Origin of the sequence: Gilvibacter sediminis, from assembly GCF_028561565.1 — a bacterium.
Taxonomy (GTDB): Bacteria; Bacteroidota; Bacteroidia; order Flavobacteriales; family Flavobacteriaceae; genus Gilvibacter; species Gilvibacter sediminis.
In genome coordinates this window covers 393,732-410,017 of sequence record NZ_JAQQTE010000001.1, presented here as the reverse complement: position 1 = coordinate 410,017, position 16,286 = coordinate 393,732, and the positions used below count along the sequence as shown (strand labels likewise).

Sequence of the window (16,286 nt, the reverse complement as noted above, 5' to 3'; positions counted from 1 at the left end):
AACCCCAAATCTGTGCAACGATCAGATAAAGGTTTTACCCGTTCTTTGTGAGGTTAGAGCGGGTTTTTTTTATGTCTTATTTTAAGCCTTTTGGGATGGCATCAATAAGGCGTTTGGTGTATTTCTTTTTGGGGTTGGCGTAGATTTCATCGGCATCTCCTATCTCTTCAATCAGCCCTGCATTCATAACTACCAATTGATCTGCCATATATTTGACAACGGCTAAATCATGTGAAATAAATATATACGTAAAGCCGTAATTGTCTTTTAAGCGATTGAGCAGATTTAATACTTGAGCTTGAACACTTATGTCCAGGGCAGAGACGGATTCATCGCAGATCAGCAGTTTGGGCTTTAAAGCAATTGCTCTGGCAATTCCGATACGCTGGCGTTGTCCACCTGATAGTTCGTGTGGATATCGGTTGTAATAGGTGGCATCTAAGCCTACTTCCTCCAATAATTCCAAAACCTCTTGTTTGCGCTTACTAGCACTGTAGGAGTGATGCACGCGCAGGGGTTCTTCAATAGCCTCGCCTATGGTCATTCTAGGATTTAAGGACGCAAAAGGATCTTGAAAAACGATTTGAATTTCTTTGCGCAAGCGTTGTCGCTCTGCTTTGTTGAGGTGAGTGATGTCTTTTCCGCGAAACTTAATTTGGCCGGCGGTAGCCGCTTCAATTTGCATGATAGTTTTCCCTAAGGTAGATTTTCCACAGCCAGACTCGCCAACAAGCCCTAGCGTTTCGCCTTCAAAAACCTGAAAATTGACTCCTTTGACCGCCTTTACTGATTTGGGCTTTCCAAATAAGGCCGCTTTTCCGTAGTAAGTTTTCTCCAGATTATTGATCTCTAATAAAGGGGCCTGGGTGTAAAGTTTTTTATGTTTCGCGGCGCGTTGCGGGGCGCTTATTTCTTCAGGCTTAAAACTGTTGTCAGAGAGGTCATCAACCGTAGGAAGTCTTTTGAGTCGTTGGTCTAAATCTGGTCTACTATTAAGGAGTGCCTTTGTATAATTATGTTGTGGATTGGTAAAAAGTGTATGCGTTTCAGCTACCTCAAGAATGGAGCCTCTAAACATGACTGCAACCCGATCTGCAATCTCAGAGACCAAGGCCAGATCGTGAGAAATGAAAAGCACACTCATCTGGTTTTCCTTTTGCAGACTCTTTAAGAGCTCAATGATCTCCTTCTGTACCGTTACATCCAAGGCCGTAGTTGGCTCATCTGCAATGAGGATCTTGGGTTTACAAGCCAATGCCATAGCAATCATTACGCGCTGCATTTGTCCGCCGCTAAGCTGGTGTGGATAGCTACTGTACACCTCATTGACTCGAGGCAGTTTGACCTGTTCAAACAGCGACAGAACCTCTTTTTTAGCCACTGATTCTGATTGTCCTTTGTGAATTTTCAAGACTTCAGCTACTTGCGGGCCACATTTAAGTGCTGGATTTAGCGCACTCATGGGTTCTTGGAAGATCATGGCTATTTCATTCCCTCTGAGGCTTCTAAGCGCTTTTGACGATAGCTTGGCAAGCTCTTGATCCTGATAAGCGATCTCCCCTTCAATTACAGCTGTTTTTGGCAGTAATCCCATTACCGCTAAGCTGGTGATGGACTTTCCCGAACCCGATTCTCCAACCAACCCTAAGATCTCATTAGGGTAGAGTTCTAAGTCAATCCCATGGAGTACAGGGGCTGCTTTTCCAAAGCGAATGCTGAGGTCCTTTACCGATAAGATTGGTGCTTGCGCCATTGTTTAAAGATACTTCTTTTTTAATGCTTAGTACGCTGGAAATTTTGGCTCAAATCCCCATCAAAAAACTACAAAGTTGAAGTGTGTTGGACTAAATCGCTTTACCAGAGACACTTACGGAATAACCGTAATATCAGGGTGGAAAAATTACGGCAATTCTTACAAATGACACAATCTTGTTTAGCTGTTTAGACAAATGACTGAACAAGTATTTTCAATTTCTGCACTTTATCGATTATTCATCTTTTTTTGAATTTGGCTGAGGTATTAATAGTATCTTAACAAAGGATTAACAACAATCTCAAAATTCACTAACTAACAATTACTTTAACAATGAAGAAAAATTCATTCAGGCCCTTGCTTCTAGCAATGGCCGCGATGCTGTTTTCTACCATGAGTTTTGCTCAGGAGAGTCAGCCCAAGCCCATTAAAAAGCTCAAAGTTTTTAATGACAATCAGCAAAAATCATTTGCTGCTCCCCAAAGCATTTTTACCGAAGAATTCAAACTTGCAACAGACAACACCTTTAGTGCAGTGTCAGAACGCACAGATGAACTCGGTTTTACCCACCAAAAATTCCAACAATTTTACAAAGGGATCAAAGTAGAGTTTGGTCAATCTACGCTCCACGCTAAAGAAGGGAAAGTAGTTTCTATGTCTAACAGTGTATTTAGACTTGATGAGGTAGCCATCACTCCTGGTCTTTCTGCTACAGCAGCTCTTAACCGAGCGACTGCCCACATCGGTGCAGAAAAGTACCTGTGGCAACAAACAGACGATGCTGCAATGATCGGTTATGAAAGACCGGAAGGCGAATTGGTGATCTTCCCAGCTATTGATCAGATCACTACAGAGGCGCGTTTGGCTTATAAGTTTGATATCTACGCTTCTGCTCCACTTTACAGAGCAGATGTTTATGTAGACGCTCAGACTGGAGCTGTCCTTTTTGAGAACAAGCGCATTCACCATGCAGACACTCCAGCAACTGGAGTTAGTTTGTACAACGGTACTGTTAGCTTTACTGCAGACAGCTATACCGGTGGATACCGTTTGCGTCAGACAGCTGATGGTGGTGGGATCCGTACTTTTGACATGAATAACGGAACCAACTACAGCGGCGCTTCTGATATCACTAGTAGCGATACTTCCTTTCCTTCATCAACCGCTACTGGAGTACAGGCACACTTTGGTGCTGAGCAAACCCACAAATACTTTATGGGCAAGCACAACCGTAACTCGTTCAACGGAGCGGGTGCAATCATTAACTCTTACGTTAGCTATTCTAGCAACTATGTAAATGCATTTTGGGACGGTTCACGTATGACTTACGGTGATGGTGACGGTGTAAACTACGGTCCTCTAGTATCTTTGGATATTGTAGGACACGAGATCACTCACGGGGTTACTGAGTTTACAGCAAACCTTATTTATAGCTACCAGTCTGGAGCACTTAACGAGTCTTTCTCTGATATCTTTGGAGAGTCAATTGAGCACTATGCGCAAGGGACCAACGACTGGTTGATGGGAGATGCTATCGGAGCTGGAGGAAGCGGTGGAGCTTTACGCTCAATGAGCAATCCTAATGCTTTCAACGATCCAGATACTTATTTAGGTACATACTGGTGGACTTCGTCAGGAGACAACGGTGGAGTACACATCAACTCTGGGGTTCAGAATTACTGGTTCTACCTTTTGGTTAACGGTGGATCTGGAACTAACGACGTTGGTGACGTATTTAGCGTGAGCGCAATCGGATGGGACAAAGCAGAGGCAATTGCTTACCGTAACCTTGCTGTGTACTTGACACAGAGCTCTCAGTTTACTGATGCTCGTGCAGGTGCAATTCAAGCGGCTATTGATCTTTATGGTGCAGGAAGCCCAGAAGAGATCGCTGTAACTAACGCTTGGTATGCAGTAAACGTAGGAGATGCTTACGGAGGAACACCTCCACCACCAGATTGTGTTACTGGTGATGTATTCCTATCGATCACTTTAGATAACTACCCAGAAGAGACTGCTTGGACGCTAAAAGATGCTTCTGGAACAACTATTGAATCTGCTAGCTACTCTACTGCAAACCCTGATGGATCTACAGTAACGGCTACTTGGTCAGGATTAGCTGCAGGTGACTATACCTTCACGATTACAGATTCATACGGAGACGGTATTTGCTGTTCTTATGGATCAGGTAGTTATACCGTATCTAGCAGTTCAGGAACGCTGTTTAGCGGTGGATCTTTTGGAAGCTCGGCTTCGCATACCTTCTGTATTGAAGGAGGCGGCGGAGGTGCCGATACAGAAGCTCCGTCTACTCCAACAGGATTGGCAGCTAGTGCTATTACAGAAACTACTGCAACCCTAACTTGGAACGCATCTTCTGATAATGTAGGAGTAGAAGGTTATGAGATCCTTCAAGGAGGAACTTCTTTGGGAACTACAACCAGTACTTCTGCTAATATTACAGGAATGACTGCTGGTACTTCTTATACTTTTGATGTTCGCGCTTATGACGCAGCCGGAAACAACTCAGGCACTGCAAGCGTAAGCTTTACTACCGAATCTTCCGGAGGCGGAGGTGGAGGAGGACCAGTGGTTCTTCACGAAGGTAACTTCGAATCTGGCTGGGACGGCTGGGTTGATGGAGGATCTGACTCTTTCCGTTATGCTGGTGGACGCTCTTATGAAGGCACATACTCGATCCGTTTGAGAGACAACACCAACTCGTCTACGATGACTTTAGGTTCTTTCGATATGACCAGTCACAGTAGTGTAGATGTTGAGTTCTATTTCTATCCGAACTCTATGGAGACTGGAGAGGACTTCTGGTTGCAATTCTATGATGGATCTGCTTGGAGAACCGTAGCTTCTTGGGCTAGCGGATCAAACTTCAGCAACAACCAATTCTATACGGCTACTGTAACTATTAGCAGCGCGGAGTACAACTTCCCAAGCAATGCACAGTTCCGTTTCCGTTGTGATGCATCTACGAATGCTGACCGCGTTTATATCGATCAAGTAACCATTACTGCTGACGCTGGTTCTGGTTTCATTGGAGGTAACCGTATCACTGCGCTTGGAGCACCTGCTGGTTTTGTTGGAGATGATGAAGGTCCTGACTTTGAAGGAGACTTCATGATGTATCCAAACCCAGTGGGAAGCACACTTAACGTTCGTTTACTTGATCAAACAGGTCAAGAGACTTACCGCATCATCAACTTGCTAGGACAAGTAGTTTCTGAAGGAACTTTGATGCAAACTATTGACGTTTCACGTCTACAATCCGGAGTTTATATCTTAGAGATCAACGAAGGAGAAGAGATCGTAACAGATCGCTTCATCAAAGAGTAATCACATACTCATCAACTAACTAAATTGGAAAGACCTCGCCTTCGGGCGGGGTTTTTTTATTAGCGGTATTTGATCTGATGGTCTTGAAGAATGGCTTGATTGCGATAGCGCAAAAAGATCTGGGCCACGGTTATGGTATCGCGCTGGCAGTATTCTACAATGCGGTCTAAGTCATTATCCTCGTAGTACACTTCCCGTACCTGATCTCCGCTAATGTCTTCCTTAGGAGAGGGAATGCCGAGTACTTTGGCCAAAAGACGTAGGGAAGTATAATGCTTAAAGTCTCCGAATTTCCAAAGTTCCATGGTGTCTAAATGAGGAACCTCCCAAGGTTTCTTTCCAAATAGTTGGAGCTTATTAGGCAATGGAATCCCTAAAATGGTCATCCTACGCGCTAAATACGGAAAGTCAAACTCCTTGCCGTTGTGTGCACACAGTCTGTGGTATGGACGATTAAAATGCGATTCTAACAGCTCATTGAACTCGCGCAGTAATTGTGTTTCTTCTCCACTAAAGGAGGTCACTCGGAACTCGCCACCATCCGCAGCCGTAAAATAACCTACGGCTATGCAGATAATCTTACCAAACTCTGCCCAAATACCTGCGCGCTCGTAGAACTCTTCTGCAGAGATCTCCTTGCGTTGATATTGGGTCTTGGCTGCATACAACTCTTTGGTTTCCTCATCCAATGAATTAAAATCAGCGGCTTCAGGCACCGTTTCGATGTCTAAAAAGAGAATGTTATTCAGTGGAATTTTTTGCAGCACAGTGAGCAGATTTGCTCTCGAAAGTACACTTTAATTACTAATCATGGCATAAGCCTCTTCCACATATTTATAAAAGTCACTGGTAAAATCATCACCAGCTTGGCGGCTTCCTAATTGGTGTCCTAGACGCACTATAATTAGATCGTCTTCTGGGATGGTGATAACGTATTGTCCCAAAATACCGCGCATTACAAAGATGTGTTTGTCCATGTGATCTGAGATCCAAAACCCGTATCCATAAGGCTCGCCTTGAAAACGAGCCACAGTGGCCTTAGCCACAAATGCGGAATCTAAGATTTGCTGGCCGTTCCATTTCCCATCGTTTTTGAAAAGTCTTCCAAAACGCGCAAAATCCAAAGCGTTACTGGCAATACAACAGTAGCTTTTTGCCAATCGATTTTCCTTGTCATCAATCTGCCAAAGGGCATCTTCTTGCATGCCTAAAGGCTGCCAAAAGCTCTCCTCCAAATACTCAGAGAGCGATTTACCAGTCGCCTCTTGAATGATCATACCCAAGAGCTGAGTGTTTCCGCTGAGGTAACGAAAACCAGCGCCGGGAGTATCGACCACCTCTTGGGCTAAGATGGTTTCCGCGAGATCATCATCATAATAGGCGCGTGCAGTAACGCTAAAAGGGCTTTTATAGCTTTCCTCCCAATCCAAACCAGAGGCCATGGAGGAGAGGTCTCCAACCGTTGTTTTGTCGTCTTTGTATTTATCAAAGAAGTCACCAATAGGCTGATCCAAGCTTTTGATATAGCCATCTTTTATCGCCTTGCCCAAGAGTGCTGTGGTAATGCTCTTGGCCATAGAAAAGGAATTGGTTTGAGAGCTTGGGCCATAACCTTCCGCGTAGTTTTCATACCAGAGGCTGTCGTTCTTAATAATTGCAAAAGCAACGGTTCCCAGAGCTTCATTGGTCTGCTTTAAAGTCTCTGTAGCTTCAACAGTGTTGTAGCCTTTGTGTTTGGGCCATTCCCAAGGAGCTTCAGATTTAGCGATGGTCTCGTTTTCAAAATAGACGTGATCATCTATAAAGGCCGTAGTGTGCCCGGTCATATAAACCACGCGAACGCCTTTGATGATGTATTCGTAATCGGTGATGTACAAAAGGGCAATTAGCGCTAGGATCAACGCTAAAAATCCCTTTAAGAAACGGACAAGAGCTTTCATACTAGAATAATTTTTGTTGGGTCACAGGCGACTCGTGTTCAAGCAACCATTGTTTGCGCCAGAGACCTCCTGCATAACCAGTTAGGCTGCCATCACTGCCTATCACCCGATGACAGGGAATGATGATCATAATTGGATTCTTGCCGTTTGCGCTTGCAGCTGCCCGAATGGTCTTGGGATCGCCCAAACGTTTGGCCATATCCATATAGCTGGTAGTTTTTCCAAACGGAATCTCAAGCAACTGCTTCCAAACCTGTTGTTGGAAGGCTGTTCCTTGCGGATTGAGCTTAAGGTCAAAATCGTTGCGATTCCCCTTAAAATAGTCTTGAATTTGGCGGGCCGCTTCTTTTAGAGGTTCTGGAATTTCTGCGGATGGGGATTCTGCGGTATCAAGTGCGGTGAGCTTTTGGATTCCATCAGCATTACCCTCTAATAAAAGGGTCCCGAGGGGCGAATCCAAATAAGCGCTTTGCATCATCTTACTCGTCTTGGTCTTCGTCTTCTGCTTTGGTAATGACAATTCCCAGACGCTTAGCGCGGGCTTCCCAAGTGCGGCGGGCCATTTGTTGCATATCGGCAACATTGTCGCTTTCATCCATGATCTCTAGCCCAAGTAAGGTCTCAATGATGTCTTCCATAGTGACTAGGCCTACAGGGTTCCCAAACTCATCCATGACAATGGCCATATGAGCGCGTTTTCCAATAAAGAGCTCAAAGAGATTCGGAATCGGCGTGCGACTATCAGTAACCAAGAGTTCTCGCTTAATGCTCTTAAGCGGTTCGTGTCCCTTGCTGTCAATTATTGCTTCCAGTACATGATCTTTCAAGATGACTCCGGTTACATTATTCGCGTTCTCGTTATAAATAGGAATTCTAGAGAACTTCAGATTCTTATGACCTTCATGGAAGGCTTCAATGGTGGTGTTCTCATCTTCTGTAATGGCCACAACCCATGGGGTCATGACATCTTTGGCCAAAATGGATTTGAATACCAAGAGGTTTTTAATGACTGTGGATTCGTTTTCTGCGAAAACACCTTCTTCTTGCGCAGCATCGGCGATGGCAATGAATTCTTCTCGGCTTAAAGTGCTTACATGGGCAGATTTACCAATCAAGCGCGTAGTGAGTTGCAGGAACCAAAGTATTCCTGTGTATTTCAATGGAAAAATTAGGGCTGATAAGGCTTTGGCAGTGAAATTCGCGAGCTTTTTCCAGTAAGTAGCTCCAATGGTCTTTGGAATGATCTCAGAAAGTACTAGAATCAAAAAGGTCATGATCCCAGAAACGATCCCGACGATATTAATTCCTAAGAAATCGATCTCAAAATCCAGACTCTCTGCCTGCACCCCAACCAAAATTGCACCTACAGTATGGGCAATTGTATTCAAGGTTAGGATTGCGATCAAAGGTTTGTCTACATCTTTCTTGAGACGCTCCAAGGTATTCGCATAGCCTTTCCCTTGCGACTTTTTGATATTGATAAACGAAGGTGTAATACTGAGCAGTACAGCTTCTAAGATCGAACACAGAAACGAAAAGAAGATCGAGAGTACGGCGTAAACAATGAGTAAGGTCACAGAGCTAGCTTATAGTTGACTTGATATGAGTAAAAATACCAAAAATTACCAACCCACATAGCGCGGAGGCGCTACTTGTTTAAGGTTGATGTATACAATCAGCTGACCACGATGATGGGTGAGGTGATCTTGCAAGAGGTTTAAGATCTGCAAACGGCTTTTGGGCCCAGCAAAAAAATCAACAGTTTCGGTAAAGGTTTTAGGGTCAGTGGCTTTTACGGCATCAGCCACACCATTAAAAGAAGCTTCCAATGATTTGATGATATTGGCCTTGGTGTCTGTGATAGCCTTAGGTTCAGTGCCTCCAAAATAGGTAGTGCTCAACCAATCCATATTGGCTTTCATATGAATCAACTGTTCTTTAAAGTTCATTTGTCCATCAGTGGGTTTAAATCCGAATTCTTCTTCGGGCATGGATTTGGCGATCTCCAAGGTGTAGTTCTTGGCGTTTTCCCATTTTTCCAGAAAAGCTTCTTTGGGTGTTGTAGCCTGCGCCATAGCTCCTGTAGCCCCAAAAAGAGCAAAGGCAATTAGAAGATGTTTCATCTATTTAATAATTTTTATTTCCGAGATAATCAAGCAAATAAAAATTATCTGCATAGATCAACCACTTTGCTTTGGCATCTAAGTTACGAAAGTAAACGAACTGCGTCCTTGGCAAAGTAACTCGCTATGATATTAGCTCCAGCGCGTTTTATGCTGATGAGTTGTTCCATCATTACTGCATCGTGGTCTAGCCAACCTTGAGCTGCCGCGGCCTTTAGCATGGCGTATTCACCGCTCACTTGATATACCGCTACAGGAACATCAACTTCGTTGCGAACTTCTCGGACTATATCCAAATAAGCCAAACCGGGTTTTACCATCACAATGTCGGCACCCTCATCAATGTCCATTTGGGTTTCTTTGATGGCTTCAAAGCGGTTTGCCGGATCCATTTGATAGGTCTTCTTATCGCCAAATCCAGGGGCAGAATCCAAAGCATCTCTAAACGGTCCGTAAAAGGCCGAGGCGTACTTGGCACTGTAACTCATGATTGCTGTGTCAATATAGCCTTCATCTTCTAAGGCTTCACGGATGCTAAGAATGCGTCCGTCCATCATATCACTTGGAGCAACCACATCGGCGCCAGCAGCGGCATGAGAAACACTCATGGCTGCCAGTACTTCATTGGTCTCATCGTTTAAGATCTTCCCATCAGCAACAATACCGTCATGGCCGTAGCTGGAAAAAGGATCCAAAGCCACGTCAGTCATCACTAACATTCCCGGTTGTGCATTTTTCACCTCTTTGATGGCGCGCTGCATCAAGCCATCAGGATTCAAGGCCTCTGTGCCCTCATTGTCTTTAAGGTTGTCTGGAACCTTTACAAAGAGCAAGACCGCTTGCAGGTTCATATTCCAGAGTTCATTCACCTCGCCAGCCAATTGATCCAAACTCAAACGGTAATAGCCCGGCATGGATGGAATCTCCTCGCGCACGCCTTTACCTTCTGTCACAAACAAAGGCACTAAAAAGTCATGAGGAGTAATGATGGTTTCGCGAACCAGATTTCTCATGGCTGCGGATGCACGTAAACGTCTATTTCTAATGATGGGATACATAATCTTTTTTAAGAATTTGCCGGAATCCGTGCCGCCCAATCCTTTGGGTTTTGCAACACTTCTACCAAGGCTGCTTCTGGGCTACCCGGTTCTGGCTGATGGTTATAGTGCCACTGCACATGTGGCGGTAAGCTCATTAAAATACTTTCAATACGCCCGTTGGTCTTAAGGCCAAACAAGGTGCCTTTATCGTGGATTAGGTTGAATTCCACATAGCGCCCACGACGCACTTCTTGCCAATCGCGCTGGGCTTGGGTGTATTCTAGGTTCTTTCTGCGCTCCACAATGGGCACGTACGCTTCTACAAAGCTATTGCCCACTTCTGTTACAAAGTTATACCATTGCTCTAAGCTAAAATCTTCCGTAGGCTTGCAGTAATCAAAGAACAATCCACCTACTCCGCGCGCTTCATTGCGGTGAGCGTTCCAGAAATAGTCGTCACACTTGGCTTTGTATTTAGAATAAAACTCTGGATCGTGTTTATCACAGGCGGTTTTACAGACTTCGTGGAAGTGAATGGCATCTTGTTCAAACAGATAATATGGGGTTAGGTCTTGACCGCCACCAAACCATTGGGTGACCACATTTCCGGCTTTATCGTAGAGTTCAAAATAGCGCCAGTTCGCGTGAACGGTTGGCACCATAGGGTTCTTTGGGTGGATCACTAGGGAGAGTCCGCAGGCAAAAAAGTCCGCCTCTTTTACTTTAAAATAGTCCTGCATAGCCGGGGGCAAGGCGCCGTGTACTGCGGAGATGTTCACTCCACCTTTTTCAAATACGGCTCCGTTTTCGATAACTCGTGTACGGCCTCCACCACCGCCTGGGCGTTCCCAAAGGTCTTCTTGAAACTTAGCTTGCCCATCTGCCGCTTCTAAAGCTGAGGTAATTTGATCTTGCAGGGTTTGGATGTACTCGTGAAATTTAGTTCGCATAGTCGATTAACTTAGGTTGTTCTTTGTCCATTAATTGTACAGTTCTCAAGCTAGCTGCCGTTACCGAAAGCGGGAGTACCAAGATCAGACCTATAACTGGTATAATAAGCACCGTCATAAAAACCAATCCGTTGCCAATGGCTGAACCGCGATTGCGTTTTACAAAGCGAATGCTGTCGCTGTATCCAAAGTGTCTTTCCAAGGTGTAATCCATGTTTCCGAAGCCGGCATAATAAGCTTGCATGCAAAAGAGCAAAATTGGAGCTATCAAACCTATGACAGGGATCAGTCCTAAAAAGAAAATTGGAACAGTCCACAATAATTCCATACCTAAATTGCGCGCGTTGATCCGAATACCGCGCCACAATTGGTCGTTAAAGTCTGTATTTCTGTAAAAACGCTCACCGGGGCGCATATCTGCCTCTATCTTTTCAGAAACCGGACTCATAAATGGAGCGCTCAAAGCCATGACCACGGCTTTGTAAATAATAAATCCGAAGGTAATGATCATGATCACACTTAGGATCTCTGCAACTACCGCAAAGGCTTCCTTGCCCCAGTCAAAAATCCACGCCTTACTAATTAGTGCGCCTAAATTGTCACTCAATCCGTAGGCCGCCACTATGATTCCAACGGCAACTACCAAACTGATAATTATTGGGACCACAAAATAGCGCCACAATCCTAATCTGTTCATCAGCGGGAGTGCGTCAGAATATGCTTTTATGCTTGAAAATACAGAACCGATCATAACTATTCGCTTAAATACACCAAGCGTCCAAAGGAGTACTTGGTTTCATTAATATCGAGTATTTGACGCGCTTTTAGGGCTCGTTGTTTCAAACTTTCGACAATTTCTTTTTCTGAGCTGGCCTTGTAATCAGAAAACCAATAACGCCCAACCTGATTGTTGTGCAAGTCCATGGCGCGTTCTAAAGGCTCATTCACTGAGAAATCCTCGTGCCAAGAAGTGATCTTATCAGTCCAAGCTAAGGCTGAAAGAATATTCGATGGATTCTTGTAGATACGCTTCATGATCAAAATATTCCAAAGCGCATGACGAATGGCGTTGGCTCTGTTATGCAAATGATGGGCTTGCCCAAATTCACGGTTACAGATCTGCATGCACTCTTTGGTCGCCAAAGCTGTTTTAAGCATTCTAATCGGAGAACGCAAAGTAATTCCACACAACATGATCAGTTGCGCAAAATTCAATCGCTTGAGTGTTCTCCAGAACATAGTTTATTCTTTGTAGCTCTTCACCGCCTCAATAAAGGCGCCTGCATTTTCTGTTGGGATGTTTGGCAATATTCCGTGACCTAGGTTTACGATATAACGGTCTTTCCCGAATTCGCGAATCATTTGATGCACACGCTCTTTGATAACCGCTGGAGGCGATAACAAACGGCTCGGGTCAAAGTTTCCTTGCAAGGTGATCTTTCCTCCAGAGAGGTAACGCGCATTACGCGCAGAACACGTCCAATCTACACCCAAAGCGGAAGCGCCAGATTTGGCCATATCGCCTAAAGCAAACCAGCATCCTTTACCAAAGACGATCACGGGAGCCAAAGGTTTTAAGGCCGTCACAATTTGATTGATGTATTGCAATGAGAATTCTTGATAATCCTCTGGAGCTAGCATGCCTCCCCAAGAATCGAAAACCTGTACAGCGTTTACTCCAGCCTCTACTTTTGCCTTTAAATAATCAATGGTAGTATCGGTGATCTTTTGTAATAATTGATGCGCGGCTTCTGGTTGGGTAAAACAAAACTCTTTAGCCTTGTCAAAATTCTTAGATCCTTGTCCTTGAACGGTGTAGCACAAAATAGTCCAAGGAGATCCTGCAAATCCGATGAGCGGCACTTCATCATTGAGCTTCTCTTTGGTGGCCTTAATGGCTTGCATCACATAGTTAAGCGATTCCTTCGCATCTGGTACAATAACGCGCTCTACGTCTTCTGCAGTGCGCACCGGGTTAGGTAGGTAGGGGCCAAAATTTGGCTTCATTTCTACCTCAATATTCATCGCTTGTGGAATCACCAAGATATCGCTAAACAAAATCGCGGCATCCATGCCGTAACGGCGAATAGGCTGCACAGTGATCTCACTGGCCAATTCTGGAGTTCTGCAACGCGTGAAGAAATCATACTTGTGTTTGATCTCCATGAATTCAGGTAAGTATCGGCCTGCTTGACGCATCATCCAAACGGGTGGACGCTCAACGGTTTCGCCTTTTAGGGCGCGTAAAAATAGATCGTTCTTTATCATGCTTTTTCTAAGTGTTGCAGGGCAGCGTCCAAAACACCGTCTACGGTGGTGTGAAGTGCTGTTGCGGTATGAGATGTAAATGCTAAAGCTTCTGCTCTGGTGGTTTCACCAATGCAGATCGCTGTGTAATTCGTGTTGTTGTTTTTGTTGTGGTAGCTCTGAACGCCTGTAGGACTGAAATAGAGAATGGTCTCAAAGTCCAAATCGAATTCAGGATAATTCAAACGGGTTTCATAAGCCGGTACTTCGTGAAATACCACTTGATTTTGAGCAAGTAACTGTGGCATTTCTGGTCTGCGAAGATTTCCGCTGAAATAATAAAAAGAAACGTTTTTGTGGTTTTTTATGATCTTTTGAGCTAAATCAGCAGCATTTTGACCAATTTCAATCACTTTTTGACCATTTTCCTCTAAAAGCAGTGCCGCTTTTTCTCCCACACAGTAAACCGAGCGCTGTTTAATAACCGAATCGTTATTAATAAAGGCCTTTGCTGCATTTTGGGAACTAAAAATGCAATGTTCGGCTTGCTCAGGAATCTCAAAAGCGAGCAGTTCAATGGAAAGACTGTCGTAATGGGTCACTTGATATCCTGCTGCTTCCAACCGAGCCCGTTGTTCTTCATTGAGTATTTTGGTAGACAACAATCTCATAATTCCTTTCTAATTGCTTCCATAATTTCCGTTCCTCCATCAGCTAATAGTGCTTCTGCCAAACTGGCTCCAAGCTCATTTGCTTGTTCAAGGGGAGCCGTTTGCTCAATGAGTTTGGCTTGACTTCCATCCAAACTGTGCAGGCTTCCTTTAAAGTGGATCTGCTCATTTTCTACCTTTGCGATGGCTCCGATGGGCGCCGTGCAACCACCTTCAAGCGTGCGTAAAAATTGACGCTCAATATGGGTGCAAAGGGCAGTATTTTGGTCATTGATCGCTTTACAGTCTTCAAGGAGTTGTGAATCTTTCTCTTTGGCGACAACCGCTACCGCTCCTTGAGCTGGCGCAGGGATCATCCAATCCAATTGATGGTACTTCTCTGGCAAGAGATCAACGCGGGCCAAACCTGCCTTGGCAAAGATGGCACCATTCCAGGGATTGTCCTTTAATTTTTGAAGCCGAGTTTGCACATTCCCGCGCAATCCAACAACTTCATGGTTCGGGTATTTGTGTAACCATTGCGCCTTTCTGCGCAGGCTTCCTGTGGCAATAGTTCCCTCGCCATTTAAAAAGTCGGTTCCCTTATGAACCAATATATCATGCGAATCTGCTCGTTCCAGTACAGCAGCAAGCGCAATGCCTTTAGGCAAAGCAGTGGGCATGTCCTTCATGGAGTGTACCGCCACGTCAATCTTATCCGCTAGTAAAGCGGCATCTAAAGTTTTAGTGAAGACACCAACCACACCTAATTCATAAAGTGGTTGTTCCAAATTGAGATCGCCTTGGGAATTAATAGGCACCAATACACAGTTATGCCCTTGAGCCTCCAAAAGTGATTTTACGGTGTTGGCTTGCCAAAGGGCCAAAGGACTTTGACGGGTTCCAATTCTTATTGCGGCCTCCATTATTGTTCGGTTTGCAGGTTGAACACTTTGCGGATCAATTCGTGTTGGTCCACCTCTTTAGTATCCATCTTGTTGAGGTGATTGGCCACTTGTGTTGTAATTTTTTGGACGATTCTATCGGTGAGGATCTGCGCTTGTTCTTCGTTGAAATCGTCTAATTTTTTGCGTTGATTGTCAATTTCTGCAGCTGCATATAAATTGAGCTGTTCCTTCAGCGCGCGCAGCGTTGGAGCGAACTTGCGTTTTTCTACCCACTCGTAGAATTCGGTCTCGATCAGTTCAATGATCTTGTAGGCCTTAGGAACCTGTTGTGCGCGTTCAGAAAGCGTGTCATCTGCAATCTTGCTGAGTTGATCTAAGTGTACCAAGTGAACCAATGGGTTGTTCTCCACATCTTGGGCTACATTCTTTGGAATCGATAGGTCCAATATCAACAAAGGCTTTTTGAGATGCAGCAGGGAGTTAGAGATTGTAGGCATTTGCGCTCCGGTGGCCACAATTAAAATGTCTGCCTGAGCAATCTCAGACTGTAAATTGGCGTAATCAGAAACGATCAAATTGAATTTTCCAGCAATTTTCTCTGCCTTGGAACGCGTTCGGTTGATCAATGTGATGTGTTCGTTGCGCGTGTGTTTTATGAGATTCTCACAAGTATTGCGCCCGATCTTCCCAGTCCCAAAAAGCAAAATATTTTTGTTGGTCACGTAAGGAACACGTGCCAAAATATATTGAACGGCAGCAAAACTAACCGAAGTCGCCCCGCTGGATAAAGCCGTTTCATTCTTAATGCGTTTGCTGGCGCGAATCACCTCATTGATGAGACGTTCCATAAACGGATTGAGCAATCCCAGGTTTTTGGCCTGCTTAAAAGATCTTCTCAATTGGCTGATGATCTCAAAATCACCCAAAATCTGAGAATCCAGTCCTGTACCTACTCGGAACAAATGGCGAATCGCTTCATTGCCAGTGTAGATGTAGGATGCGGTGAGAAATTCTGGTTTGTTTCCGTTGGTGTGGTCGCAGAGCAGATCAATGAATTGATCCGCCGAGCGCGCAAAGCCATAGATTTCACTGCGGTTGCAGGTTGATATTACACTGATGGCATCAATGCCTTGCTGCTTTGCACTTTCTAAAAGAGCAAGTTGCGCATCCGGACTCAAGCTAAAGTGTCCGCGCGTCTCGGCATCGGCCTTCTGATAGTTCAGCCCGATAACGATAAAACGAGAGTCGGCCATAGCCGTGGTTGTTCTTTGGGTGTTCTTGCTCATAGAAACGCCGCAAAATTAATGGCTACGATTTTTAAAAAATA

15 protein-coding genes are annotated in these 16,286 nt (G+C 44.6%); 1 reads left to right on the top strand and 14 read right to left on the bottom strand.

From position 1 onward, the window contains the following. Window positions 1–76: 76 nt before the first annotated feature. Window positions 77–1,753: an ABC transporter ATP-binding protein gene (locus POW22_RS01805; RefSeq protein ID WP_272830750.1), complete on the bottom strand. Its 1,677-nt coding sequence runs from the start codon at window positions 1,751–1,753 to the stop codon at window positions 77–79. Between the two features lie 333 nt (window positions 1,754–2,086). Between POW22_RS01805 and POW22_RS01800 the strand changes: the two genes are divergently transcribed. After that, window positions 2,087–5,101: a M4 family metallopeptidase gene (locus POW22_RS01800; RefSeq protein ID WP_272830748.1), complete on the top strand. Its 3,015-nt coding sequence runs from the start codon at window positions 2,087–2,089 to the stop codon at window positions 5,099–5,101. Between the two features lie 59 nt (window positions 5,102–5,160). Here POW22_RS01800 and POW22_RS01795 read toward each other — a convergent pair whose 3' ends face one another. From POW22_RS01795 to hemA, 13 genes are all read right to left on the bottom strand, one after another. Next, the gene (locus POW22_RS01795; RefSeq protein WP_272830746.1) at window positions 5,161–5,868 is read right to left on the bottom strand and encodes a 3'-5' exonuclease; all 708 of its coding nucleotides are present in this window, start codon (window positions 5,866–5,868) and stop codon (window positions 5,161–5,163) included. A 30-nt stretch (window positions 5,869–5,898) separates the two neighbouring features. Further along, entirely contained in the window at window positions 5,899–7,041 is a 1,143-nt protein-coding gene (locus POW22_RS01790) for a serine hydrolase domain-containing protein (protein WP_272830745.1), read from the bottom strand. A 1-nt stretch (window position 7,042) separates the two neighbouring features. Then, window positions 7,043–7,516, bottom strand: a complete 474-nt coding sequence (locus tag POW22_RS01785) for a methylated-DNA--[protein]-cysteine S-methyltransferase (RefSeq protein ID WP_272831837.1) — start codon at window positions 7,514–7,516, stop codon at window positions 7,043–7,045. A gap of 4 nt (window positions 7,517–7,520) precedes the next feature. After that, a complete protein-coding gene (locus tag POW22_RS01780) occupies window positions 7,521–8,618 on the bottom strand; it encodes a CNNM domain-containing protein (protein ID WP_272830744.1) in 1,098 nt (365 codons plus the stop codon). A 45-nt stretch (window positions 8,619–8,663) separates the two neighbouring features. Beyond that, complete coding sequence (locus POW22_RS01775; protein ID WP_272830743.1) at window positions 8,664–9,164, bottom strand: DinB family protein; 501 nt, start codon at window positions 9,162–9,164, stop codon at window positions 8,664–8,666. A gap of 83 nt (window positions 9,165–9,247) precedes the next feature. Continuing rightward, window positions 9,248–10,222 carry a porphobilinogen synthase gene (hemB, locus tag POW22_RS01770; RefSeq protein WP_272830742.1) on the bottom strand — a complete coding sequence of 325 codons (975 nt, stop codon included), beginning with the start codon at window positions 10,220–10,222 and terminating at the stop codon, window positions 9,248–9,250. A gap of 8 nt (window positions 10,223–10,230) precedes the next feature. Further along, entirely contained in the window at window positions 10,231–11,154 is a 924-nt protein-coding gene (gene hemF / locus POW22_RS01765; protein ID WP_272830741.1) for an oxygen-dependent coproporphyrinogen oxidase, read from the bottom strand. Continuing rightward, entirely contained in the window at window positions 11,144–11,905 is a 762-nt protein-coding gene (locus tag POW22_RS01760; RefSeq protein ID WP_272830740.1) for an EI24 domain-containing protein, read from the bottom strand. The genes hemF and POW22_RS01760 overlap by 11 nt, the downstream gene beginning before the upstream one ends. 2 nt (window positions 11,906–11,907) lie before the next feature. Then, complete coding sequence (locus tag POW22_RS01755) at window positions 11,908–12,393, bottom strand: DUF6973 domain-containing protein (RefSeq protein WP_272830739.1); 486 nt, start codon at window positions 12,391–12,393, stop codon at window positions 11,908–11,910. A 3-nt stretch (window positions 12,394–12,396) separates the two neighbouring features. Continuing rightward, on the bottom strand, window positions 12,397–13,422 hold the full coding sequence (gene hemE, locus POW22_RS01750) for a uroporphyrinogen decarboxylase (RefSeq protein WP_272830736.1): 1,026 nt from the start codon (window positions 13,420–13,422) through the stop codon (window positions 12,397–12,399). Then, complete coding sequence (locus POW22_RS01745) at window positions 13,419–14,072, bottom strand: uroporphyrinogen-III synthase (protein ID WP_272830735.1); 654 nt, start codon at window positions 14,070–14,072, stop codon at window positions 13,419–13,421. The genes hemE and POW22_RS01745 overlap by 4 nt, the downstream gene beginning before the upstream one ends. Then, a complete protein-coding gene (gene hemC / locus POW22_RS01740) occupies window positions 14,069–14,977 on the bottom strand; it encodes a hydroxymethylbilane synthase (RefSeq protein WP_272830734.1) in 909 nt (302 codons plus the stop codon). The genes POW22_RS01745 and hemC overlap by 4 nt, the downstream gene beginning before the upstream one ends. After that, complete coding sequence (hemA, locus tag POW22_RS01735; RefSeq protein WP_272830733.1) at window positions 14,977–16,245, bottom strand: glutamyl-tRNA reductase; 1,269 nt, start codon at window positions 16,243–16,245, stop codon at window positions 14,977–14,979. The genes hemC and hemA overlap by 1 nt, the downstream gene beginning before the upstream one ends. Window positions 16,246–16,286: the final 41 nt, after the last annotated feature.

What these genes read in the sequence shown, in the direction of transcription:
- POW22_RS01775 (WP_272830743.1), bottom strand. Translation starts at nt 9,164, where the DNA reads ATGAAACATCTTCTAATTGCCTTTGCTCTTTTTGGGGCTACAGGAGCT.
- POW22_RS01790 (WP_272830745.1), bottom strand. Translation starts at nt 7,041, where the DNA reads ATGAAAGCTCTTGTCCGTTTCTTAAAGGGATTTTTAGCGTTGATCCTA.
- hemF (WP_272830741.1), bottom strand. Translation starts at nt 11,154, where the DNA reads ATGCGAACTAAATTTCACGAGTACATCCAAACCCTGCAAGATCAAATT.
- POW22_RS01805 (WP_272830750.1), bottom strand. Translation starts at nt 1,753, where the DNA reads ATGGCGCAAGCACCAATCTTATCGGTAAAGGACCTCAGCATTCGCTTT.
- POW22_RS01755 (WP_272830739.1), bottom strand. Translation starts at nt 12,393, where the DNA reads ATGTTCTGGAGAACACTCAAGCGATTGAATTTTGCGCAACTGATCATG.
- POW22_RS01800 (WP_272830748.1), top strand. Translation starts at nt 2,087, where the DNA reads ATGAAGAAAAATTCATTCAGGCCCTTGCTTCTAGCAATGGCCGCGATG.
- hemE (WP_272830736.1), bottom strand. Translation starts at nt 13,422, where the DNA reads ATGATAAAGAACGATCTATTTTTACGCGCCCTAAAAGGCGAAACCGTT.
- POW22_RS01745 (WP_272830735.1), bottom strand. Translation starts at nt 14,072, where the DNA reads ATGAGATTGTTGTCTACCAAAATACTCAATGAAGAACAACGGGCTCGG.
- hemC (WP_272830734.1), bottom strand. Translation starts at nt 14,977, where the DNA reads ATGGAGGCCGCAATAAGAATTGGAACCCGTCAAAGTCCTTTGGCCCTT.
- hemB (WP_272830742.1), bottom strand. Translation starts at nt 10,222, where the DNA reads ATGTATCCCATCATTAGAAATAGACGTTTACGTGCATCCGCAGCCATG.
- hemA (WP_272830733.1), bottom strand. Translation starts at nt 16,245, where the DNA reads ATGAGCAAGAACACCCAAAGAACAACCACGGCTATGGCCGACTCTCGT.
- POW22_RS01785 (WP_272831837.1), bottom strand. Translation starts at nt 7,516, where the DNA reads ATGCAAAGCGCTTATTTGGATTCGCCCCTCGGGACCCTTTTATTAGAG.
- POW22_RS01760 (WP_272830740.1), bottom strand. Translation starts at nt 11,905, where the DNA reads ATGATCGGTTCTGTATTTTCAAGCATAAAAGCATATTCTGACGCACTC.